The sequence below is a fragment of the Microcoleus sp. K5-D4 genome (assembly GCF_036704575.1).
Taxonomy (GTDB): Bacteria; Cyanobacteriota; Cyanobacteriia; order Cyanobacteriales; family Microcoleaceae; genus Microcoleus.
Genome location: NZ_JAUBSD010000042.1, coordinates 21,408 through 43,858, shown reverse-complemented (window position 1 = coordinate 43,858; position 22,451 = coordinate 21,408). Strand labels below are relative to the sequence as shown.

Here is a 22,451-nt window from a genome sequence, read left to right as displayed (position 1 = left end):
ACGTTAACACAGAGCAGGGCGGCTACAGAGAGTGTTAAAATTCTCCATTAGCCTCCATACTGCTTACTCAGTTTGGCGGTTAGCTGTCCATTGCTGTTGGTAGCAGCTTTGGGCAGTGCAACTAGATTTTTGGGCGACGCGGGCTGCTTCTTCTTTGAGGAAAGCAGCCTTAATTTCACAGCGTAGCCGCAGATGGGGGCCACCGTCAATCGATTTAAGATTTTGGATTTAAGATTGAGATTTTTCTCCAACAACTCTCGCACTCTCCCCTTCTCCCACTCTCCCCCTCTCCCTCAACCCAACCTACTAGATGAGGGAATGCGCCGAGGAAGAGGTAAAATATGGAATCGTTCCAAAAGCTTAAAATCAAAAATCTAAAATAAAGATATGCCTAGAACACAAGTGCGAATATTCCGTGCGCCTGCTGCTTGAGGGCAACCACATCAATTTTAGATTTTAGATTTTAGATTGTCCTCCAACAACTCTCTCCATCTCCTATGCCTAGAACACCCAGCGAATATTCCGTACACCTGCTGCTTGAAGGCGGCCACCGCGAAGAAGTGCGTTTCGCAACGCTGCAAGATTTTCAAAAGTGGTACAGCAGTACGCTGGTGCCGAAACAAGATTCAAGAGAATTTCTTAACGTCCCGATCAAAAATATTCAAGGCGAATACATGGTAGTTCGGCCTACCAGCGTTCTCGCAATTCGCGTAGAACCGATATTTACTTCTAGCGTCGAACGATTCGATGAATAAGGAAAATAATCAATTTAGTAGGGAAGATTGGAAATTGAGCAAGATTTTTCGCTATCAGCTATTAGCGATCGCCTGTTGCGTTTTGGCGATCGCTTTTTCGGTGCCAGCCGTTGCAGCCCCGCCACTGCAACCAATTAGTATAAATCAATTGCAAGCTGGCGAGTCGGAGGATCTCGCCTTTGACGCTCAAATCTGGGGCGAAAATGGCAAACCGGGTGATAAAGAATTGCTGTTAAAGTCGATCGACAACAGCCTCCGCTATCTCAATACATCGGCCGCCGCCACTGCTTACAGCCGCTATCCAGTAGCAGAAGTTACGCGCGATCGAGTTCGGCGTTCTCTCGATCGATTCCGCCAATTAGTTGTCAGTTCCACAACCCCATCACAACTTCAGGAATCGGTCAAGCGCGAATTTGTATTTTACAAATCCACGGGCAAAGATGGCCAAGGAACAGTCGCATTTACAGGTTATTTCGAGCCGACTTACGCAGCATCTCGCACGCCTAATTCCGAATACCGTTATCCCCTGTACCGGATGCCGCCAAACATGGCATCTTGGCCGAAACCTCACCCGACAAGATTGCAATTAGAAGGCGAAGATGCTTTGCAGGCGAGTAAAGGATTGCTGCGGGGATTAGAATTAGTTTGGTTGCGCGATCGATTCCAAGCATTTCTCGTGCACGTCCAAGGTTCTGCGAGATTGCAGCTAACAGATGGTAGCGTGATGACCGTCGGTTTTGCAGGCAAAACCAGTCACAGTTATACAGGAGTCGGGCGAGAATTAGTTAAAGACGGAAAGTTTACTTTAGAAGAGTTAAATTTGCCGAAACTAAGGGAATATTTCACCAACTTTCCCGCAGATATGAACAAATATTTGCCGAAAAATGAAAGCTTTGTATTCTTCCGGGATACTAATGGAGTTCCAGCCACAGGAAGCATTGGAGTGCCAGTAACTGCCGAAAGGTCGATCGCCACCGACAAAGCCTTAATGCCACCCGGTGCACTAGCATTAATTAGTACAAAACTCCCTTATCCGAATGCGGCAGGACAACTCGAACAAAATGCCGTGAATCGGTACGTTTTGGATCAGGATACCGGCGGTGCAATCAAAGGCGCGGGGAGAGTTGACGTATTCATGGGAACGGGGAATTTAGCGGGCGATAGGGCCGGTTATATCAACTCAACAGGAGAACTGTATTATCCGCTTTTAAAGTAGATTAATTCTACTTCATGTGATTTTTGACTGTGCGTCGCCATCCCGGACACGGCAGTGCCGTGTCCCTACAGATACCGCCGGCAATCAATATGTAATCTATTTTTGATAATTGCTATAAAATAGAAAATACCCCACCCTCCCAACCTCACAAATGCTCAACAAAATTCTGCTATTCATCAAAGGACTAATTCAGCGGCTGTTCGGAACCCCAACCAAACCCTCCCCGCCTTCGGAAAATACCGCCATCCGCCCAACATTAACTGACGCGGAATACGAGTCGAAATTCATGGAAATTCTCGAAGGGGTGAATGCCGGCTGGAGTCGCGGGGATGTGGCAGGATTCTTAATCGCAAAACGCCTTAAAGATAGTGAATTGGCTGCTTGGCTGCGACGGTTTGGCAAAAGATTGTTAGAGGGCGAACATGATGACACCGCTGCTACGGATGCGGTGGCATCGCTTCAGGAATTGGCGCAGCGGCTGGTTTTGTTAGGTAGAATTGGCAGCGGGGAATTGTCAGAGGTGGCGAGGCAAATTGGGCGGGATATATTGACACGGTTTCCGCTGCCGGAGGTTGAGGAGGAGGATACAAAGGGGAGGGTGATTGAGGCGGTGTTTGTTGGGGATGGTTTGGGTTTTTCTGGGGAAGTGAACCGCAGAGGCGCAGAGGCTGCGGAGGCTGAATCGGAAGTTAATGTAGATGCTGAGGCGTGGTGCGAGCGAGGGAATGAGCAGTATAATTTAGGAAGATTTGAAGATGCGATCGCATCTTATAACCAGGCAATTGCTCTCCAACCAGACTATCGCGATGCTTTGCACAACCGAGAGGTAGCGCAACGTAAGTTAGGCGAAATTCCATAGGCGAACTCGCTGGTATCCATAATTTTTGCTAGGTATTGCGATCGGTATGATAATATTAAGAATTAAGTGCCGTTTGGGTCATTATTATACACTAAAATAAGAGTTAGAGGCCTTAAATCCTCACTAGAAACTTAATTGGTAAGGTGCACAATCCGCACCTAAAATATGTTTATCCTATGAGGATTAATCCCCAACCCTTGCATCTCAAACCCAAATCGAATGACACAAGTAATCGGCATAGACTTAGGCGGAACCGCAATTAAACTCGGCAGATTTAGCGAAGACGGCATTTGTCACCAATCCTTAACTGTCCCAACCCCTCAACCCGCAACGCCAGAAGCAGTTTTAGCTACAATGACGGATGCTATTTTACAACTGAATCCTGTCGAAAATGCTGTAAGTGCGATCGGCATCGGTACTCCAGGCCCGGCAGACGCCGCCGGCCGCATAGCCAGAGTAGCAATTAACCTCAAAAACTGGCATAACGTCCCCCTCGCTGACTGGGTGGAAGCTAAAACCGGACTGCCGACCATGTTAGCAAATGATGCCAACTGTGCCGGATTGGGAGAAGCTTGGTTGGGCGCAGGAAGGCACTTTAAAAACCTAATCTTAGTAACTTTAGGTACAGGCGTCGGCGGTGCAGTTATCCTAGACGGCAAACTATTTGTAGGTCATCAAGGCGCGGCTGGAGAACTAGGATTGATTACTATAAATCCCGACGGCCCGAAGTGCAACAGCGGCAATCGCGGTTCTTTAGAACAGTACGTTTCGGTGCAAGCAATTCGCCGAGAAACGGGTTTGGAACCTATAGAATTAGCAAACTTAGCTAAGTCTGGAGATGCCAAAGCTTTAGAATTTTGGCAAAATTACGGGCGCTATTTGGGTATCGGTTTGGCAAGTCTCATTTATATTTTGACGCCGGAAGCTATTATTATCGGCGGTGGAATTAGTGCAGGTACAGAATTTTTCTTGCCGCAGGTTCGAGAAGAAATTGAGCGGCGGGTTCTGCCGACTTCTCGCGAAGATTTGCAGTTATTGGTTGCTGAATTGGGCAATCAAGCAGGCATGGTAGGCGCGGCAAAATTAGCTTGGCAGCTTGTTCAATAGTTAAAATTTAAAAAAGCAGCGCATTTTACTGCGCTTTTTTAATATCTAAAATGAGGGGGCAACCTAAGCACTTTAGCTCAAAAAAAAATAAAATCAATGTGAGGAGTTACTAAACATAGTCTCCCTTCATCCTTCAATGACTAATGACTTTTTTATGGCAGAGATTGTCCAGTCGTATTTTTAATGTATTCCTGAATTTCTTGATAAGTTTCCGGGTTGCTTTGGCGGAGGATAATAATATTAGTTGCGCTGTCAGGCAGGCAAAAGCTTAGCCGACCGTTCTGTTCACAAGCAAAAGAGCTAATTCGACTCATATCAATCGCAAATTCTTTGCGGTCATAATGAATTTTAATCCACGAGCCTCTAGAATTGCGATCAATGGTTTTTTTGAGGTAATCGAGAACTTGCTTGTAAGCCTCATAATTGCCTTGGGGATTGAGGATAATCGGCTGACTGCTATTAGGCAGCCAAAAGGTGAGACGCTTGTTATCCAGTTCGCTAGAAAAAGCACTAATAGTGTCAAGGTCAATTATGTATGTACTTTTCTCATAAGTAATTTTGCTCCAATAAGCCACAAAGCCTCCTCAAACCTGTGTTTCCTGGTATTTTAGGATAGTTTGACAACTCCTACCATTTTAGATTTTAGATTGTAGATTTTAGATTGGGCATGACAGATGACTATCGGGGTTGGGAAGTTGCCTAAAGTTGCATTTTTTTGGGAAACTGGTATCACCCTTGAAAGCCGTAAAAAGTTAAGAAAAATATTAGCATTTTTACCTTCTGCCTTCTCCCTTCTGCCTTCTCCCTTGTGGTACTATCCCCCCAGCCCTAGCATAGGGGTTGGGGGGGAGGTTTTTCACTCGTTGAGAATGCTGCCCGATATCTAGTCCGGTAAGTGCGACCCCTATCAAATCCTATTGGTCTGTTGGGTGGGTTTTGTAATGTCCATTGTAGGGGCGATTTGAATATTGTCTATTCTGAACCGCCCCTACAGACATCTAATATATCAGAACTCATCGATCGCACATGATATGAGATCAGTTGGCGACAACTTTCCCAGCCACCAAGTCGCGACCCTCATCTTCTAAAACATCCTGCTTTCCCTGGATGCTAGCCGCCTGGATAAACCCTTGAAACAATGGGTGGGGGGTGCTAGGTCGAGATTGGAATTCGGGGTGAAATTGGCAGGCTATGAAAAAGGGATGGTTGGGAAATTCGATCATTTCTACCAATCGGCCGTCTGGAGATGTACCGGAGACTGCATAACCTGATTCTAAGAAAAGATTGCGGTAGGCGTTGTTAAATTCGTACCGATGGCGGTGCCGCTCGTAAATCACTTCTTTCTGATAAAGTTTGAAAGCTAGCGTGTCTGGGTTGACACGGCACGGATACAAACCCAGTCGCATTGTACCGCCCAAATCGACTACATCTTGCTGTTCTGGCAATAAATTAATTACCGGATTTGATGTATCCGGGTCAAATTCAGCGCTGTTGGCATCCTCTAGTTGGGCGATGTTGCGCGCCCATTCAATCACAGCACACTGCATCCCCAAACACAATCCCAAAAATGGAATTTTGTTGTGTTTAGCATATTCTATCGCCGCTATTTTGCCGTCCACTCCCCGAACCCCAAAACCTCCCGGTACAAGAATGCCGTTGATATCTTTGAGATAATTATCGAGGTTTCCCGATTCTAAATCTTCTGAGTTAATCCAGCGCAAATTCAGGTCGCAGCCGATCGCAATTGCCGCGTGCCGCAAAGCTTCGACCACTGAAAGATAAGCATCGTTCAACCGCACGTATTTGCCAACTAAAGCAATATCAATTTTGTGATTGGGACTGTAAAGCCTGTTGACTAAAGTTTGCCACTGATGCAAATCTGGCTGGCGATGTTCCAGTTGCAGCAAATTGAGCGTTTGTTGCGCCAAACCCTCCTGTTCCATCATCAGGGGTACTTCGTAGATACTTTTAGCATCTTGAGATGTGATGACACATTCTTCGGGTACGTTGCAGAATTCCGACAATTTCTGTTTCATGCCCAAAGACAGCGGGCGATCGCACCGACACACTAAAATATCTGGTTGAATGCCGATCGACCGCAATTCCTTCACCGAATGCTGAGTCGGTTTAGTTTTCATCTCCCCAGCCGAAGGAATCCAAGGTATCAGCGTGACGTGCATATACACAACATTTTGCCGGCCGACATCCTTGCGAAACTGGCGAATTGCCTCCAAAAATGGCAAAGATTCAATATCTCCCACCGTTCCGCCGATTTCCGTAATCACGACATCGGGATTAGTATTTTTGGCTACTCGGTGAATGCGCTCTTTAATCTCATTAGTGATGTGCGGAATCACCTGCACCGTACTCCCCTGATACTCGCCGCGGCGTTCTTTGTTGATCACCGCTTGATAAATGGAACCCGTGGTGACGCTATTGAGGCGAGACATTGAAGTATCGGTAAAACGCTCGTAGTGCCCCAAATCCAGGTCAGTTTCCGCACCGTCTTCCGTCACGAAAACTTCTCCGTGCTGAAACGGGCTGAGAGTGCCGGGGTCAACGTTAATATAGGGGTCTAGCTTCAAAATCGACACTGAATAGTCCCGCGACTTCAATAGGCGGCCCAAAGAAGCACCGACAATACCCTTGCCGATGCTGGAAACCACGCCGCCAGTCACAAACACAAATTTGCTCATAGGATTTTCGACTTTAGATGTTTCAATGTCAGGTCAGACTCAAATGTGACATAGGTAATCCATAAGGGCAACCACGGGGGATTGCCCCTACACCCATTTGACCAAATTATTGACGATTGTTATGTGCTTGCAACCAAGTTGTCAAATCTGACACACTGGCAAAGTCTAATAGTGCCTCTCCTAGATTCTCTAATTGCTGAGCGGATAACTGAGCGATGCTGGTTTTGATCTCCGGCGACAGCAGGCCGACACTGCGCTCCAACTGACGAACAATTAATGTCACATTTCCTTGTTTGATGCCTTGTTCGATGCCTTGTTCGATGCCTTGTTCGATGCCTTGTTCGATGCCTTGTTCGATGCCTTGTTCGATGCCTTGTCTGATTCCTTGTTCTATCCCGATTCTGGTAGCTTTTGTAATTGCACCGCGCTGGTCTTGAATAAAAATTTCTCGCCTTTCTAAATCTTCCAATTCATCAGGATCGAGATTTGCTTCATTGGCAATTGTAAAAGCTTTGCGGAGTTCCGGTACATTTCCCAACTCTTCCGGCACAGACCTTAACGTCCGAGCTGTTTTCATGAAATATATCCACTTATCAGTCAGAGTCTCTAATTCTGCTAAAGTCTTGTCAAATTTGGGCAACTCAACAAATACAAATTCTAATTCATCCGCCAAATAATCGACCAAGTTGTTTTTTTCTTTGATACAAAACCGCGAAATTACTGTTTCCAGATGCTCAAACATTTGGAAATCTGTAATCGTTAAGGCAATCACGGGATTTAATAGGTTGTAGTTTTCTCCGCTTTTCAATTGCACTGAGTAAGCTTTGGTAGCATTGTATAAAATACGTTTTTCAAAAGATTCTACATTCAATACCTGCATCTCAATAATCACTGTTTTGCTACCACTAATTTTAGCTTTAACATCCAAGTAAGTATCTTTGACTCCTTTGATTTTGGGAGCTAAATAAGGGTCAAGAATTTCTAAATCTTCGATGACTGGCTGCGCTTCGTAGAGGATGGCATTTAAGAAGCTAATCAAAATGTCTTTGCTGTCAGCAGAGCCGAAGATTTTTTTAAAGGCAAAGTCGGTTTTGGGGTTAATAAAATTCATGGCTTTTTCAATTTATTAGAGCTTGAGAGGTTGAGGTTAGAGTTATTTAATTATTTAACTATCATACAATCTTCTAGGTTGGGTTCGCGGACGATCGCCCCAACCGACATCACCCCAAGACGGATGGAAGCCCACAGCAGTCTAGACAAAAGTTCTAGTCCCCCATTAGCGCCTGTGGAGTCAATCTAAAATCAGCCCTACGCGCTCAGTCATTTTTCCCAGAAAGCTAACTCAGGAACGTTTCGCGAAGCGTAAAGTCATGGTAAACAAAGCACCTCAAGTCTGCTAAAAAAACAGCTATGAAGTTTGTCTGCGTTTTATCCCCTCAACGGTTGCTTTCTGCTGGTATGGCATTGCTCGCTGCGATCCTCTTCGAGGGCTTCGCTAACGAGTGTGGCGCGTGGCTTGCTCCCAATGCAGCGCGGGCAAAAGATCCTGGGGAAATTTATTCGTCTGTGTCGCCGAAAATCCTCGCTAGTAACGATGTTAATTGCAATGGCGGACGATCGCCACAAAATCGCTGTCCAGTCGGCGGTTTGTTCGTCAAAACTCCAAATACGACCTCAGAACAAGTCTTTCCTCTCAAGCAGACTGAAGTTAAAGCCAAAATAGCTGGCAATATCTCCCGCGTCGAAGTTGTTCAGAAGTTTGAAAATCCTTTTCCTGAATCTATAGAAGCTGTTTATGTATTTCCTTTGCCCGACGAAGCGGCGGTGGATGATATGGAAATTAAAATAGGATCACGAACTATTAAAGCTGATATCAAACGCCGCGAGGAAGCTTTGGAAATTTACGAACAAGCCAGAAAGCAAGGTCGGACTGCGGGTTTGTTGGAACAAGAACGATCCAATATTTTTACTCAGTCTCTCGCTAATATCAAACCCGGAGAAAAAATTGAAGTTACGATTCGCTACACGGAAAGTCTCAAGTTTGTCGGTGGCGATTACGAATTTGTGTTTCCAATGGTGGTAGGGCCTCGCTATATTTCGGGAAATACGACCCCCCCCAACCCCCCCTTGCTAAGGGGGGGCGATGGTTCAGGTGCCGATCGCATTAACCCGCCTGTCTTGCCTCCAGGAACGCGATCTGGTCACAATATTGCTGTGTCGGTAGAAATAGATGCCGGAGTTGCGATCGGCGATGTCCGCTCTACTTCCCATCAAATTACAACTGACCGCAGCGGCAATATTGTGCAAGTCCAATTAGCCAATTCAGACACAATTCCCAATAAAGATTTAATTTTGCGCTATCGAGTCGCGGGCGAAAATACTCGGGCAACTATTTTGACTCAATCGGACAAGCGGGGCGGTCATTTTGCTACTTATCTGATTCCGGCATTACACTACAAAACTAATGAAATTGTACCCAAAGATGTCGTGTTTCTGATGGATACTTCCGGTTCTCAGCAGGGCGAACCGCTGGCAAAATCTAAGGAGTTGATGCGCCGCTTCATTCAAGGGCTGAATCCCAACGATACTTTTACTATTATTGATTTTGCCAACACTGCGCAAGCGCTTTCAACAACTCCTTTAGCAAATACGGCTGCCAACCGACAAAGCGCCATAAATTATATCGACAAGTTGCAGGCAAACGGTGGTACTGAACTGCTTAACGGCATTCAAGCAGTGATGAATTTTCCGGCGGCGGCAACGGGAAGGCTGCGGAGTATTGTACTAATTACTGACGGTTACATTGGTAATGAAAATGAAGTGTTAGCCAGGGTTCAGGGGAGTCTGAAACCGGGAAATCGACTTTATAGTTTTGGTGTCGGCGGTTCGGTGAATCGGTTTTTGATTAACCGTTTGGCGGAAGTGGGAAGAGGCACGTCTCAAGTAATTCGTCAAGATGAACCGTCAGCAGAAGCGGCAGAAAAGTTTTTTCGGGAAATTAATCGTCCGGTATTGACTGAGATTCAAATTAGTTGGGAGGGAATGGGGGAAAAACCAGAAATTTATCCGATCGCACCCCCAGACTTGTTTGCGAGTCAGCCGCTGGTTTTGTTTGGCAAAAAGGCCGATCGAACTAACGGTCAACTTCGCATCCGCGGCACTCTTGCCGGCGGCAAAGCTTACGAGCAAGTTTTACCTGTTAATTTTGCTCAATCCGGCGGGCGGCAGCGGGAGTCAACATCAGTCGCAGCAACCGCTACGGATTTTGGCAATTCGGCGGTAGCTCAGCTTTGGGGGCGATCGCGCATTAAAGATTTAATGAATCAAATGTTTGGTGGCGAGACTAAATCTTTGGTGGAAGCTGTGACTAATACTGCTCTGACTTATCGGTTGCTGTCGGAATACACGGCTTTTGTGGCTGTGAGCGAAGAAGTGCGAGTCGAACCAGATGGAACTCGTCGTCGAGTGCAAGTGCCTGTGGAATTGCCGCAGGGTGTCAGCTATGAGGGTATTTTCGAGTCGGGAGGGGCAGAGCAAACTAGGGGTGGCTCTCGCAGCGTTACCTCGAATCGCAACTCGGCACCGGTGAGTCCAATTCCTGCTATGCCGCGGCAGCCCGGTTACGGTGAGTTGCAACGCCCGAAGCCTTTGGTTTCTCGCCTCCAAGTAATTAGCGCCGAAGGGTTGGATGCCGGGGCGATCGCGGCTTTGACTCAATACCTGCAATCTGTTAATCTCCCGGCGGGGGTTAGCGGTGAAACGGTATGGGAGTTATCGGTACAAGACGGCCGCGTTGCCCGATTGGCGATCCTCTTCGAGGGCTTCGCTAACGACCCTCAAACCTCGACGCTGCAAGCAACAGACGCCGTAGAAACTCTCCAGAGATCCCTGAGTTCCTGGCAACCTCCTGCAGGGTTCAAGGGCACGCTGCGCCTGAAGTTGCGAATTACTGTCGATCGTTAAGCAAGGAGTATCTATCTCAAAAAATATTAACTTTTAATTCAAAAATACCGAAAGCGCGATCGCTACCCCGTGGAAGATATAAAATCTTTATTAAGAGATTGCCTTTAAACAGAAAGTGATGTTAAGGAAATTTATACCGTTTGAGGCAAACGCTAAAACAGTTTCCTTTCTGAAACAGTTTCCTTTCTGAAACAACCTTAACAGTAAAGATTTCTGGATCGAAACCCCACAATCATAGAAGGTATGATGCCCTATGGAAGTTAGTGAACTGCTCAACAATTACGAAAAAGGACAAAGAGACTTTACTGGAGCCGACCTCAGCGGGAAAAACCTCAGCGGAGCAATCTTAATCGGAGTCAACCTTTCGCGAGCTAATCTTTCCGGGGCGAACCTCAGCAGGGCGTTTCTCACCAAAGCAACACTCAACGATGCACAGATGCAAAGAACAAATCTGACTTTTGCCAAAATGGGCGAAACCCAACTTTCGGGTGCAGATTTGACAAAAGCTAATTTGAGTGGAGCTTTTTTGGTAAAAGCAAAATTGCCCAGAGTAAAGTTAAGTGGCGCAACTTTAACTAGCGCCAACCTGCGGGGCGCTGTGTTGTGGAATGCCAATTTGTGCAGCGCCGACTTGCAATTAGTTAACTTGCTGGGCGCGAATCTGACGGCAGCTAATTTTAAGTGGGCTAACCTTTACGGTGCAAGGCTCAATAATGCAAAACTTTTTGGAGCTCAATTAACCGGAGTCAGTCTGCGGCGAGCGCAGTTGACAGGGGTGAATCTCTGCGGTGCAGATTTAAGCGGAGTTAACGTGAGCGAAGCTAAACTAATGGGAGCTAATTTGGAAGGCTCGAATTTGGCAGGGGCGAATTTCAGCGCGGCTCAGTTGCGTGGGGTGAAGTTGGCGGGTGCAAACTTAACCGGGGCTAAGTTGAGGGGAAGTTGTTTGAGAGGGGCAAATCTGAATTGGGCAAAGTTGTGTCAAGCAGATTTGATGGCGGCCGATTTGAGCGAGGCGACGTTAATAGGAGCTAATTTAGATAATGCTTTGTTGGCGGGAGCTATTTTGCCGGAATCTACTAGGCGCTATTTTTCTTTAGCTGGGGCTGGCAAAGTCAATTCTTGGGAAGTTACGGAAATTAAAAATGGGTAATGGGTAATGGGGAATTGGTAATTGGGAATATCAAATCTGGTAAATATGGAATTATAGGCGAGTGCCAGCGGGACGCTCGCACTGCTTTAAAATCAATGGACGCACTCGCGCACAAAGAAACCGGGTTTTTTTACCGAGATTGAGGGTTTAAACTAAGTATTTTGGTTGAAAAACCCGGTTTCTAGGCATCGGTGCCTAAGTCCTAGAATTATTAAAAGTGGCAGATATCCACGCCGGACGTAGCCTGGGCTGTTGCGCTACAAGTGACTAAGTTCAAGGTTTTCTGTTGAAATCAAATCTTTAATCTGAAATCTCAAATCTCAAATCGTTATGACTGTTAATTTTGGCGTCGTGCTGGTAACTGCTGCATCGGAGGCGGAGGCGGAGAATATTGCTAAATCTCTAGTTGAACACAAGCTGGCTGCTTGTGTGAGTTTGTCGCCGATTCGCTCTATTTATAGTTGGCAAGGCGAGATTCATTCCGAGTCAGAGTGGCAGTTGGTGATTAAAACTGATTTGGCTAAATTTGAGGCTTTAAAAACAAAAGTTCAGGAACTCCATTCCTATGAAGTTCCCGAAATTATTGCTATTCCTATTATCGCTGGCAGCGATGCTTATCTCAATTGGCTGGGACAATCTTTAAGTTTGTAGTAAGGACTTTAGTCCTAAAGTGTCAAATGAAGAGGGACGGAAGTCCCTACTACAAATGGTCATAAACCTACGAATTATGACTGGTAGGGCCGATGACGCCGATTTTGTGGCGAAAACTTAGTTCGCCGCCGAACCAGCCTGTAATGCCCAGCAAGGTTGCAACGACGATCGATATTGCTAAACCTGTATATACTATCGGCTCAGCCGGATTTCCTTGTCGCAACAGCAAGTTAATCAGGGTAAGTACCATAACCGCCACATTGCCGCCCATGTGCAACCAGCCAGCACTGCGAGCGCGCACTCTTTTAACTTTGAAAAAATCTAAAAAGCCCGTGATTGCTGCCAAAATCCCCGCAGCAAAACCGACACCCATCAGCCAAACCGAAGCTCTGGCCCAAAACGGATCGCTTGTGAGCCAATAACCGATGTCCGTGCCCGCGGCTCCTACTAAAAAGGCTACCGGAAAGATCACGATGATGGGGTGGATGGGATGGCCTGCAACTGAAAGCGTACTCGTAATGCCGGCGTCGCGATACTCTGAGTCGTCACTTTCGAGAATCGGCGGAATATTGGGATAAGGCGTACTATTTCTTTGATTTGTTTCCATGATTTCTACAGTAACTTTTGTACAACAAACCCATTTTTATTGGATTGAACTTAATCCCAAATCCGCTCGCCATTTTCGTCAACGCGGGCCTGCCGAATTACGTCGGAAATTTCCTCGGCGTCTTTGACGTGGTGCAGGGCTTTCTTTTCCCCATCCGGTTCTTCTACGATCACATAAGTTGGAACTGTAACAACATCGCCCGTGATGTCTGGCACGTGGTCTACCGCCAGTTGCTTGGCTTTTTCTTCGATGGTTTGCGGTTCATCAGAAATGCGATCGCCCGGATTGACCGTGCGCTCCATATCTTTGCCTGGTTTGTCGATACTCATAAAAACCTCTCTGGTATTTCTAATTTTTTGCTGACTCTAATTCCTACTATTGAACGAAAAATCTCCCTGCACAAACATCTCCCGACGGGTGGAAGTTTCAGTTAGGGCGATCGCAGGCAGCCTCTTCCTGTAGGTAGAGGTTTTTCGATTGGTTCCGAAAAAACGTAAGCTAAAATCTAAGCATGATATTTTCCTTCCCTTTGAGTTGCCCATGAAAAGTTACGATTGGATTGTTGTCGGCGGTGGCATTACTGGTGCATCACTGAGTTACGAACTGGCAAAAAAAGGTTTTGCTGTGCTGCTTTTGGAACGAGATGCTGCCATGCAAAATGCTACTCGTTTTAGTTATGGTGGCTTGGCTTATTGGTCGGGGACGACTGATTTAACTCGCCAATTGTGTCGGGAAGGTATCGAACGCCACCGCCATTTATCGGCGGAATTAGATGCGGATACTGAGTTGCGCGAGTTGGATTTGTTGCTGACAATTGATGCGGGCAATGATGCCGAAAAAGTGGCGGCTAATTACGCACATTTTGCGATTGTTCCGCAGCTTTTGAGTGTTGCAGAAGCTGGCGAGTTGGAACCTTTGCTGAATAAAAGTGCGATCGCCGGAGCTCTGACTGTGCGTCACGGTCACATTTCGCCGACTGCCACAAATAAAGCTTATTGTCAAGGGTTTCTGCGGTTGGGAGGAACAATAGAATTTGCTGAAGTAATTGGGTTTATAGAAGAGGGAAATCGGATTTCGGGAGTCAAGACGGCGCAGGGAATTTATCGTTGTGAAAATACTGTGGTTTGTGCTGGAGGTTGGAGTCGGAGTTTGCTGAAAGCTGCTGGTGTTTCTGTGGGAGTTTATTTTACTCGCACGGAGATTTTGGAAACTGCACCTGTGGATTTGAAACTCAGAACTTTGGTGATGCCTGCGGTATTAAAACGTTTTGAATTGGAAGCAGAATCGAGTAGAAATGAGGTGGATTTTCTTTGGGATGAACCTGGTAAAGAGTTGCTGTCGCCGATTTTAGATTCGGGTGCAATTGGGTTTAAGGATGGGAGTTTGCGGATCGGGCAATTGTCTCGCACTTTGAGCGATTTGAATGCTAAAGTCGATCGCGAAACCAGCGAAACGGCAATTCGTGCAGGAATCCGCAAGGTTTTGCCTGATTTGGCAGGCTTACCGGCAACTTGGCACGAGTGTAGTGTGGCATTCAGCGCTGATAATTTGCCTGTAATGGGACCGATTGCCGATCGCCCTGGATTGCACGTTTTTTCGGGGCTCAGCAATCCTTTGGTGATTGTACCTGCTTTGGCTGAGCGATTTGCGAAGGCGGCGGGGGGAGAAGAAGATAGGGCGATCAAACTTTTGTCTCCCAATAGATTTTGCTGAAAATGACTAATGTTAACTGTTAGCTGTTATCGTCACCACAAAAAGGCAGCGCGACAATAAAGGTAGTACCTTTGTCGATCGCACTTTCCACACTTATTGTACCGCCGTGCAGGTCAACTATGTGTTTGACAATGCAGAGTCCCAAACCCGATCCTTTAATATTGCCTACATTAGCACCCCGTTCAAACTGCTGAAATAGTTTTCCTTGATATTCCGGTGTCATCCCAATTCCCTCATCTCGAACGCACAAAATTATTTGTTGGTTTTCGCAGCTTAAGTCTAAACTTACCTTGCCGCCGTTAGGAGAATATTTAATAGCGTTTGAAAGCAAATTAGTCAGAAGGTGGTGCAGTAGTTTGGCATCAAGATTGGCGTGCAGCGGATTTGTGTGACTGCGGAAATGTACTAGGTGTTTGTCGGTGAGAATAGGTTGCAGCTCTTCTAAAATAGAATTGCATAAATCCGTGGCATTAATCGGATTTAAATTTAAGGAAATTTTCCCTGCTTCTGCTTTGCTAAGCATTAAAATATCTTCCAGCAACCCACTCATATTACTGACTGCTTTTTTAATGCGATCAACATTTTTATTCTTCGTTCCGGGGGTTCTATGCAAGTCGCTATCTTCTAGCATTTCAGCCGATAACTGTATAGTAGTTAAAGGAGTATTTAAATCGTGGAAAGCCATCGAAATAAACCGCGATCTGTTTTCGCTTTTTTCTGCTGCTAAGGCCATTATTTTTTTCAGGATAACTGCTTCTTGGTGTTTGCTCAGTGCTATCTTGATAGTGGCGTGCATTTCTCTTTCTTTAAAAGGTTTGAGCAGGTAGCCGTAAGAACCCGTATTTTCGGCTCGCTGCAAAGTTTCGTCGTCAGCATAGGCAGTTGTATAGATAATTGGTATATCTAATTCTTGATTAATTATTGCTGCTGTTTCTATGCCGTCAATGTCGCCTTTGATAACTATGTCCATTAAAATTAAATCGGGTCTTAGTTCGCGGGCGCGCTGGATGGCATCCGCTCCAGAAGAAACGATATCAGCGACTTGATATCCCAATTTTTCTAATTTAGGGGATAAATTTTTAGCAATTAACAGTTCGTCTTCGACAATCAAAATCTGAATGGGTTTTTCGACCAAGCTCATATTGTTACAATCTTTGAAAGTAGTTTAACTCGTTAAATTTTAAGTGAAAAGATGTACCAAATTCTCGGGATATTTCGATAGTTCCTTCTAACTGCTCGGTCAAAGTACATACAACTTGAAACCCCATCGAATGAGTCTTCCGAAAATCTAAGTTTTGAGGAAAGCCAATGCCGTTGTCCTTAACTAAGAGGTTGATTTCTTGATCTCCCGTTTGATAGCATTCAACACTAACTGTACCAGTTGTGCCATCAGGAAAAGCGTGTTTCAGGGTATTTGAAACCAATTCATTGGCAATTAAACCGCAGGGAGTAGCAGTTTCAAGATTTAGGGAAATTGGCTCAGCTAATACCTGCAACTGAATTTGGTTGTTGCTAATATTGTAAGAGTGAAACAAATTACTTACCAAATCTTCGAGATATTCGCCAAAATTAATTTGGGCTAGGTTAGTCGAACGGTACAGTTTTTCGTGAATCAGAGCCATAGAATAAAGGCGATTCTGACTTTCTTCAAACATTTTGCTTACTTGCGGGTCGGCAACTGTGTTTGATTGCAATTCTAACAGACTGGCAACTACGCAGAGGTTGTTTTTGACGCGGTGGTGAATTTCTTTGAGCAAAATTTCTTTTTCTCTCAGGGAGTTTTTCAAATTTGCTTCTGCTTGTTTGCGATCGCTCAGTTCAGCTTGCAGTTGCTGGTAAAGTAGAGATTGCTGAATGGCGATCGCCAATTGATTCACCAACTGCTGAAATAAATTGATTTCCGATTCTTTCCAATCACGAGGGCGATCGCATTGGTGGGCAATCAGCAATCCCCAAAGCTGGCTGTGCTGAATAATCGGCACTACTAACTTTGCCCTAACTTGAATGTGTTTCATAAACTCCACCACACAAGGTGTAATGGAGGGGTCATCTAGTTCGGAGATCGCAGAAATTCGCCCTTGCAGATAAAGCTGATAACTTTGGATTGGAAAAACCTCTTCCCCAAAATATCTATCCACGAGTTGGCTGCATCCTTCTGCCACGGCTTCAGCAATTACTCGCCCGCCGCTTGTGGGTAAAAGTTGATAAACCAAAACTCGATCGGCTAATAATACTTGCTGGAGTTCGGCAACCGTGGTGTTGAGAATTTCCTCTAATTGCAAAGACTGGCGGACACGACGGGCGATCGCCTCCACAAGCCGTTCTTGCTCGAACTGCTGCCCCCTAGCGAGTTCGGCGTATTTAGAATTGCTGATATCAGCGGCATAACCAATAATTTCGATCGGAATGCCCATGCTGTCAACCAATAGTTTTAGTTCCGTCCTTAGCCAACGGTAAATTCCGTCTTGGTGTAGAAAACGATACTCGCAAATGCAATTTTTTTCCTCGGACAAATCCGAAAAATTTACTAGAAATTGTGGTCGATCTTCAGGGTGAATCCTGCTAGACCAAAATTTACAATCTGCTAACAATTGTTGGGGGTCGTAGCCAAAGATTGTCTGAACGTTGTCGCTAATGTAAGTAGTACAAAAGTCCTCCATCGGTGCGGCTGTAAAAATTACCGCCGGATTAGAACCAAGTAAAAATTGCAGGCGTTCTTTTAACTGCTGAAATTCCATTTCTGCTCGCTTACGATAACTGATATCTTCGATCGCCCCCATGCTGTAGAGAGGAATGCCCTCGCGATCGCGGATCAGCGTCACCGTCAAGTTTGCCCACATCAGCTCGCCATTCTTCTTAATCAAGCGTTTTTCCCTTTGGAAGCGAGAAATCTTGCCACAGATCAACTCCTTGACTTCCTCTACATCTGCTTGTAAATCTTCTGGATGCGTGAGTTCAGTAAAAGTCATGCTAGCCAACTCAGAATCGCTGTAGCCCAACATCTGGCGGTGAGCTCCATTCACTTTGATCGTGCGGAAGTCGCGCAGGCTTGCCAAACCAAGCGCGATCGGAGCATCGTCAAATAAGTTGCGAAACTTTTCCTCGCTCTTTTGCAGTGCAGCTTCTGCCTGTTTGCGAGCGGTAATGTCTCGGGCGACCCACATCACCCGATCGAGCTCCAGTGGCGAAATACTGGCATCAAACCAAAATAATTTGCAGCCAATTTCCATGCTGTACTCAACTCTGTGGGTTTGCCCAGATGCCAATGTTTGGCGAATGTGAGTCAGGGCAAAATTAGCTTCCGCTTCTGGGAATATTTCGGCAAGGGTTTTGCCCAGCACTTCAGGAGCGGGTTTGTACAGCAGTTCGGGAGCCGTGGGGGCGATTTTGAGGTAGCGGCCGCTTGCGTCGAAAACCAGCACGATATCTGTCATGGCGTTAAACAGCGCCAGCAGTTCGGCTTCGGATTTTTGGAGTTTTTCTTCGGTCAATTTGCGCTCGGTAATGTCGGTGTCAGTGCCAGTCAGGCGCAAGGCCTTGCCAGAAGCCGATCGGATCGCGCTGCCGCGGGCAAGTATCCAGCAGGTGCTGCCGTCTTTACGCAGCATCCGGTGTTCTACTTCATAAATTTCTGTCCAACCCTCTAGATAAGCATTTACTGCTTCCTCGACTGCAACTCGATCGTCGGGATGAACCTGAGACGCCCAATTTTCCATGCGGTTAGGAATCTCTGCGTCCTGATACCCCAACAAAGCTTTCAAAGACGGAGCAATATAGATTTCGTCGGTTTCCAAATTCCAGTCCCAAACCCCCACTTTGCCTGCAGATACTGCCATTTCGTACCATTGTGTCCGCTGCTGCACTCTCCGTTCTAACTCTGCATTGAGCTGCTGCAAAGCGATTTCTGCTTGTTTGCGATCCGTGACATCCCGGCCTGCTGCTTGATACTCGACGATTTGTCCGCTCTCGTCGAATATCGCCCGATCGATCCACTGCTGCCAGCGAATTTCCCCGCTCGGCAAAATTACTTGGTGCTCGCAGGTAAAAATAGGGTTGTCGGGAGACACAGAAGTATATTGCTGTTGAAAAATTTCTCGGTCTGCTTCTGGCAGCAGCGACATGAAGCATTTGCCGAGTAAGTCGAACGGCTGCAGGCCGAAATAACGGCAGTAAGCTTGATTGACAAAAGTTATTTTACCGTCTGGGAGGTAGCGGCAAATCAGTTCGGTTTGGTCTTCCACAATCGCCAGGTAGCGCGCCTCGCTCTGCCGCATCGCATTTTCGGCATTTTGGCGATCGCTGGCTTTTTCTAGTTCACAATTGCCCTCTAACAGTTCGCATTGTTCCTGGAGTTTTGCCACTTCTTGATGCAGTGCCTCGATCCAGCTATACATTGCTGGGCGAATCCTTTTTTCGCTGACTATACCTACTGGCTGACCCCGTTCATCTACAATTGGCAAGCAATCGATCGAGTATTGACAAAATAGCTTGAATGCGGTATTAATATCTGTAAATTCTGATTCTTGTAAGACAATTAAATTCCGCGTCATTGCGTCGGCAACTTTCATGCCTTGCCATCCGTATTCGGCGGCGGCTAAGTTCAGCACATCTTCCGGGCTTAGCAGTCCGACTAGCTGATTTTCATCGACAACTAAGACGCAACTAATCGATGCTTGTACAGTTTCGTTTGAGTCGGGAAGTGCAGGTGAATTAGGCAGTGGGCAAGGGTTGCTCGCCCGACGCATCAGGGCGATCGCCTCTGCGAGCGAAGTTGAGGGCGCAACCGTCACAGGGTGGCGATCGACAGCTTCGTCGGGCGATCGTAAATTTGCCGACAAATTAGCAAGTTCCATTAGTCTTGGTAAAAAAATATTGCTAATTAACTTTAGCAATACTTTTAGTCATCAGCCAGATGATTGATGACTGATGAGCTGCCTGATTTTCGACCAATGAGAATATAAGTTTTCATTACCCCTTTGCCTTTAACTTCAATCATTCCTCGCTCCTGAAATAAATATTTGTTTTCCAACAATTTATAAGTAGTTTCGCTCACTTGAATCCGCCAAGGCAAACCCTGAGATTCCATGCGGGAAGCAATATTTACCGTGTCGCCCCATAAATCGTAAATAAACTTCTTTATACCAATTACTCCGGCAACAACCGCGCCGCTGTGAATGCCGATGCGGATGCTAAAATATTTATTATTATTAGCATTAAATCTGGCTATTTCTGCTTGCATATCTAGGGCAATTTTGGCGATCGCATCTGCGTGATCTGCCCTGGGTTCAGGCAGTCCTCCTACTGCCATGTATGCGTCGCCGATGGTCTTGATTTTCTCTAAACCGTGCCGTTCGCACAAAAGGTCGAATCCTGAGAAAATCTTATTTAGGAGATCCACGAGTTCGATCGGATTCATGACGGCAGACAAAGCAGTAAACCCCACAATGTCGGCGAACAAAACAGTCACTTCCGGAAAGTATTCGGCAATAGTAGTTTCGTTTTTCTTGAGGCGTTCTGCTATTGCCTTGGGCAAGATATTTAACAGCAGCTTTTCTGATTTTTCTTGTTCTTCCCGCAGGGCATCTTCTGCTTGTTTGCGTTCCGTAATGTCGTGGTAACTCCACACTCTGCCGATAATTGTATTCCCCAGCCGCTGCGGTTGCGAATAGCGTTCAAAAAATCTGCCGTCTTGAAATTCCAACAAGTCGTAACTTTCGGCTTCTGGCTGCTCGTAAAGCGATTGTATTCTTTCTTGAAATGCTTGGGGTTCTTTGAGTTGGTTCAGCACAAAGGCGATCGTTGTGGCTTCGTCTCGCAGTGCCATCACTTCATCAGGTATGCCCCACATTTCCAGAAATTGTCGATTGAAAGTGACGATTTTTCCGCTCCTGTCAATCGCTAAAATACCGTCCGCAGTAGAATCAAAAGTTGCTAGCAGCAGGGACACAGATTTTGCTAGGGCGTCTTCGGCCATTTTTCGAGCAGTAATGTCTCGCAAAATAGCGCGAATCGCTACTAGCGAACCTACCGCAAATTTACAGCTTATGCTGCCTTCTAGTAAAATTTTTTCCTGATATTTAGTAATAAATGTTAGTTCAATAGAGTCTGGATACAATGTATTTTCATTTACCGTCTGTTCGGTAATAGCTTGATACAATATATCCAGAGACTCTGGCGAACTGTTCGGATGAATGATATCAAAAACAGTCATTTGAGCAATTTCTGCTTCGGTGTAGCCCAGAGTTTCCCGCCAAGCCCGATTTACATACAAAAAATGACCGTCTGCTCCAATACTTTGAATTAAGTCAGTAGCATTTTCAAATAAGTCTCGCAGTTGTTCTTCGCTTTCCCGCAAAGCTATTTCCGCTTGCTTACGCTTGATAAATTGACCGAGTTGGCTGCCGATGGTTGCCATTATCTGGAGCAATTCTTCATCAAAACACTGCACTTCGCGGCTGAATAAAATCATCACCCCCAACACAGACTTTGCAGAATTGTCCGGGTCGTAGTCGCCCACAATTGGAAAACCAAAAGCTCCGTGCAGCCCTTCTTCAGCAGCGATTTCGCGGCGCATACAACTGTCGCTTTTTGCGACATCGGCAATCCACTGAGAGGAACCGCTAGCCCAAACGAAACCGGGTAATCCTTCGCCAAACGCACAAGTCATTTGTTCGGTAAATTCGGCAAATTTGGGGATAGAAACTGAGCGTTTTGTCCAACTGGCGACGCAGCGAAGCAAATTGGGGTCGGAAACCGCAGTTATTCTCTTAGTTTCTGACAGCAGTTTTTCCCCAGATTCGGGCATCCAAAGTTCGGCAGTATCCCATCCCAAGCTGTCACAAATTACGGGGAGAATAGCTGCTATAGCTTTTTTGATTGTTTCGGATGCCGACAGGATGCGAGTTGTGACGTACTGAGTTATTTGTCGCTTGCGGGCGCGCTGTCTATCTGTGACATCGCGGCCAATGTACACGAAATCTTGAAGGGCGGGCCCAGAGCCAGAAAAACCTTTAATATCAGTCGAAATCGCCGTACAGGAAAACGAAACTGTTAGCTTTTCTCCGGTTTTTGCCGTGCAAATTACTTCGGCGTTAGTTTGCAAGTGTTGAGGCTCCTGGCTGAGTGCTTGCAAAGAGGAGCCAAAAGCCGCAAGAGCGTCTATTTGCTGGCCTACTAATTCTGATTCGCTGTAACTGAACAAATCTTGAGCCGCTTGATTGACTTTTTTAATTTTTCCCGAGGCTGTAGTTACCAACAAAACTTCGGCCATTGAAGTAATAATTTTTTCAACATAATTATTAGTAGCAGCTAAGGTACTCAATAAAATATCCATTTCATTGGTAGCTTGCACTAGAGTTTGTTCTAAAGCCATCCTGTCGCTTACGTCTTGAAAAAATATAATTAATCTCTGATAATTCTCGTCATTGGTGAACTCGACTATATACATATCAAAATAAAGCCGCGAACCATTTTCTAATAGTCGCGTCATCGCTTTTAATTCAAAATTTGGCAAACGTTTCTCAAAAATATCGATTAAAATTTCTTCAGTTCCCACTAATTCGGGAAAGGGAATGCGGACATCGTTGCCGGCGACTACTTCCTCGGGACAGTCGGCAAACCGCTGCACTTTCAGAGAGATTTCTTGGATTAAAAAGTTTTTATCCAGTGCTAGGTACTCCAAGTTGTGGGGAACTAACAGTTTTTTTAACAAGGTTTTCATGTGAGGTTTTT

At 45.9% G+C, this 22,451-nt stretch carries 16 protein-coding genes; 8 read left to right on the top strand and 8 right to left on the bottom strand.

Annotation, left to right across the window (positions count from 1 at the left end):
* Window positions 1-497 precede the first annotated feature (497 nt).
* From QUA77_RS15095 to QUA77_RS15080, 4 genes are all read left to right on the top strand, one after another.
* Window positions 498-755: a hypothetical protein gene (locus QUA77_RS15095; RefSeq protein WP_333040861.1), complete on the top strand. Its 258-nt coding sequence runs from the start codon at window positions 498-500 to the stop codon at window positions 753-755.
* A complete protein-coding gene (locus QUA77_RS15090) occupies window positions 748-1,971 on the top strand; it encodes a murein transglycosylase A (RefSeq protein ID WP_333450913.1) in 1,224 nt (407 codons plus the stop codon). The genes QUA77_RS15095 and QUA77_RS15090 overlap by 8 nt, the downstream gene beginning before the upstream one ends.
* A 151-nt stretch (window positions 1,972-2,122) precedes the next feature.
* Window positions 2,123-2,830: a tetratricopeptide repeat protein gene (locus QUA77_RS15085; protein ID WP_333450911.1), complete on the top strand. Its 708-nt coding sequence runs from the start codon at window positions 2,123-2,125 to the stop codon at window positions 2,828-2,830.
* A 219-nt stretch (window positions 2,831-3,049) separates the two neighbouring features.
* A complete protein-coding gene (locus tag QUA77_RS15080) occupies window positions 3,050-3,937 on the top strand; it encodes an ROK family protein (protein WP_333450910.1) in 888 nt (295 codons plus the stop codon).
* Window positions 3,938-4,089: 152 nt separating this feature from the next.
* Here QUA77_RS15080 and QUA77_RS15075 read toward each other — a convergent pair whose 3' ends face one another.
* The 3 genes from QUA77_RS15075 to QUA77_RS15065 form a co-directional block, all read right to left on the bottom strand.
* Window positions 4,090-4,512, bottom strand: a complete 423-nt coding sequence (locus QUA77_RS15075) for a hypothetical protein (RefSeq protein ID WP_015174977.1) — start codon at window positions 4,510-4,512, stop codon at window positions 4,090-4,092.
* Window positions 4,513-4,974: 462 nt separating this feature from the next.
* Window positions 4,975-6,633, bottom strand: a complete 1,659-nt coding sequence (locus tag QUA77_RS15070; protein ID WP_333040857.1) for a CTP synthase — start codon at window positions 6,631-6,633, stop codon at window positions 4,975-4,977.
* A gap of 106 nt (window positions 6,634-6,739) precedes the next feature.
* The gene (locus QUA77_RS15065; protein ID WP_333040856.1) at window positions 6,740-7,744 is read right to left on the bottom strand and encodes an Rpn family recombination-promoting nuclease/putative transposase; all 1,005 of its coding nucleotides are present in this window, start codon (window positions 7,742-7,744) and stop codon (window positions 6,740-6,742) included.
* Between the two features lie 299 nt (window positions 7,745-8,043).
* Between QUA77_RS15065 and QUA77_RS15060 the strand changes: the two genes are divergently transcribed.
* The 3 genes from QUA77_RS15060 (at window position 8,044) to cutA (ending at window position 12,400) form a co-directional block, all read left to right on the top strand.
* Window positions 8,044-10,596 carry a VIT domain-containing protein gene (locus QUA77_RS15060; RefSeq protein ID WP_333450907.1) on the top strand — a complete coding sequence of 851 codons (2,553 nt, stop codon included), beginning with the start codon at window positions 8,044-8,046 and terminating at the stop codon, window positions 10,594-10,596.
* 253 nt (window positions 10,597-10,849) lie between these two features.
* Entirely contained in the window at window positions 10,850-11,749 is a 900-nt protein-coding gene (locus QUA77_RS15055) for a pentapeptide repeat-containing protein (protein WP_333040854.1), read from the top strand.
* Window positions 11,750-12,079: 330 nt separating this feature from the next.
* Window positions 12,080-12,400 carry a divalent-cation tolerance protein CutA gene (gene cutA / locus QUA77_RS15050; protein ID WP_333450905.1) on the top strand — a complete coding sequence of 107 codons (321 nt, stop codon included), beginning with the start codon at window positions 12,080-12,082 and terminating at the stop codon, window positions 12,398-12,400.
* A gap of 67 nt (window positions 12,401-12,467) precedes the next feature.
* Here cutA and QUA77_RS15045 read toward each other — a convergent pair whose 3' ends face one another.
* Both QUA77_RS15045 and QUA77_RS15040 read right to left on the bottom strand, forming a co-directional pair.
* Entirely contained in the window at window positions 12,468-13,007 is a 540-nt protein-coding gene (locus tag QUA77_RS15045) for a DUF2231 domain-containing protein (protein ID WP_333040852.1), read from the bottom strand.
* A 50-nt stretch (window positions 13,008-13,057) separates the two neighbouring features.
* Window positions 13,058-13,336 (bottom strand): hypothetical protein, encoded by a 279-nt coding sequence (locus tag QUA77_RS15040; protein WP_333040850.1) that lies wholly within the window; start codon window positions 13,334-13,336, stop codon window positions 13,058-13,060.
* Window positions 13,337-13,547: 211 nt separating this feature from the next.
* Between QUA77_RS15040 and QUA77_RS15035 the strand changes: the two genes are divergently transcribed.
* Window positions 13,548-14,720, top strand: coding sequence for an FAD-binding oxidoreductase (locus QUA77_RS15035; RefSeq protein WP_333450903.1), 1,173 nt, complete (start codon window positions 13,548-13,550; stop codon window positions 14,718-14,720).
* Between the two features lie 19 nt (window positions 14,721-14,739).
* Here the strand turns inward: QUA77_RS15035 and QUA77_RS15030 are convergent, their stop codons facing one another.
* Genes QUA77_RS15030 through QUA77_RS15020 form a run of 3 tightly spaced genes read right to left on the bottom strand, consistent with a single transcriptional unit; the run spans window position 14,740 to window position 22,440 of the window.
* The gene (locus QUA77_RS15030) at window positions 14,740-15,861 is read right to left on the bottom strand and encodes an ATP-binding protein (protein ID WP_333040848.1); all 1,122 of its coding nucleotides are present in this window, start codon (window positions 15,859-15,861) and stop codon (window positions 14,740-14,742) included.
* A 4-nt stretch (window positions 15,862-15,865) separates the two neighbouring features.
* Window positions 15,866-19,573 (bottom strand): PAS domain S-box protein, encoded by a 3,708-nt coding sequence (locus QUA77_RS15025; RefSeq protein ID WP_333450901.1) that lies wholly within the window; start codon window positions 19,571-19,573, stop codon window positions 15,866-15,868.
* Window positions 19,574-19,617: 44 nt separating this feature from the next.
* The gene (locus QUA77_RS15020; protein WP_333040846.1) at window positions 19,618-22,440 is read right to left on the bottom strand and encodes an adenylate/guanylate cyclase domain-containing protein; all 2,823 of its coding nucleotides are present in this window, start codon (window positions 22,438-22,440) and stop codon (window positions 19,618-19,620) included.
* Between the last annotated feature and the right edge of the window lie 11 nt (window positions 22,441-22,451).

Coding starts and splice junctions, on each gene's coding strand:
- QUA77_RS15020 (WP_333040846.1), bottom strand. CDS start 22,440: ATGAAAACCTTGTTAAAAAAACTGTTAGTTCCCCACAACTTGGAGTAC.
- QUA77_RS15070 (WP_333040857.1), bottom strand. CDS start 6,633: ATGAGCAAATTTGTGTTTGTGACTGGCGGCGTGGTTTCCAGCATCGGC.
- QUA77_RS15095 (WP_333040861.1), top strand. CDS start 498: ATGCCTAGAACACCCAGCGAATATTCCGTACACCTGCTGCTTGAAGGC.
- QUA77_RS15035 (WP_333450903.1), top strand. CDS start 13,548: ATGAAAAGTTACGATTGGATTGTTGTCGGCGGTGGCATTACTGGTGCA.
- QUA77_RS15090 (WP_333450913.1), top strand. CDS start 748: ATGAATAAGGAAAATAATCAATTTAGTAGGGAAGATTGGAAATTGAGC.
- cutA (WP_333450905.1), top strand. CDS start 12,080: ATGACTGTTAATTTTGGCGTCGTGCTGGTAACTGCTGCATCGGAGGCG.
- QUA77_RS15060 (WP_333450907.1), top strand. CDS start 8,044: ATGAAGTTTGTCTGCGTTTTATCCCCTCAACGGTTGCTTTCTGCTGGT.
- QUA77_RS15065 (WP_333040856.1), bottom strand. CDS start 7,744: ATGAATTTTATTAACCCCAAAACCGACTTTGCCTTTAAAAAAATCTTC.
- QUA77_RS15025 (WP_333450901.1), bottom strand. CDS start 19,573: ATGGAACTTGCTAATTTGTCGGCAAATTTACGATCGCCCGACGAAGCT.
- QUA77_RS15055 (WP_333040854.1), top strand. CDS start 10,850: ATGGAAGTTAGTGAACTGCTCAACAATTACGAAAAAGGACAAAGAGAC.
- QUA77_RS15085 (WP_333450911.1), top strand. CDS start 2,123: ATGCTCAACAAAATTCTGCTATTCATCAAAGGACTAATTCAGCGGCTG.
- QUA77_RS15030 (WP_333040848.1), bottom strand. CDS start 15,861: ATGAGCTTGGTCGAAAAACCCATTCAGATTTTGATTGTCGAAGACGAA.
- QUA77_RS15040 (WP_333040850.1), bottom strand. CDS start 13,336: ATGAGTATCGACAAACCAGGCAAAGATATGGAGCGCACGGTCAATCCG.
- QUA77_RS15080 (WP_333450910.1), top strand. CDS start 3,050: ATGACACAAGTAATCGGCATAGACTTAGGCGGAACCGCAATTAAACTC.
- QUA77_RS15045 (WP_333040852.1), bottom strand. CDS start 13,007: ATGGAAACAAATCAAAGAAATAGTACGCCTTATCCCAATATTCCGCCG.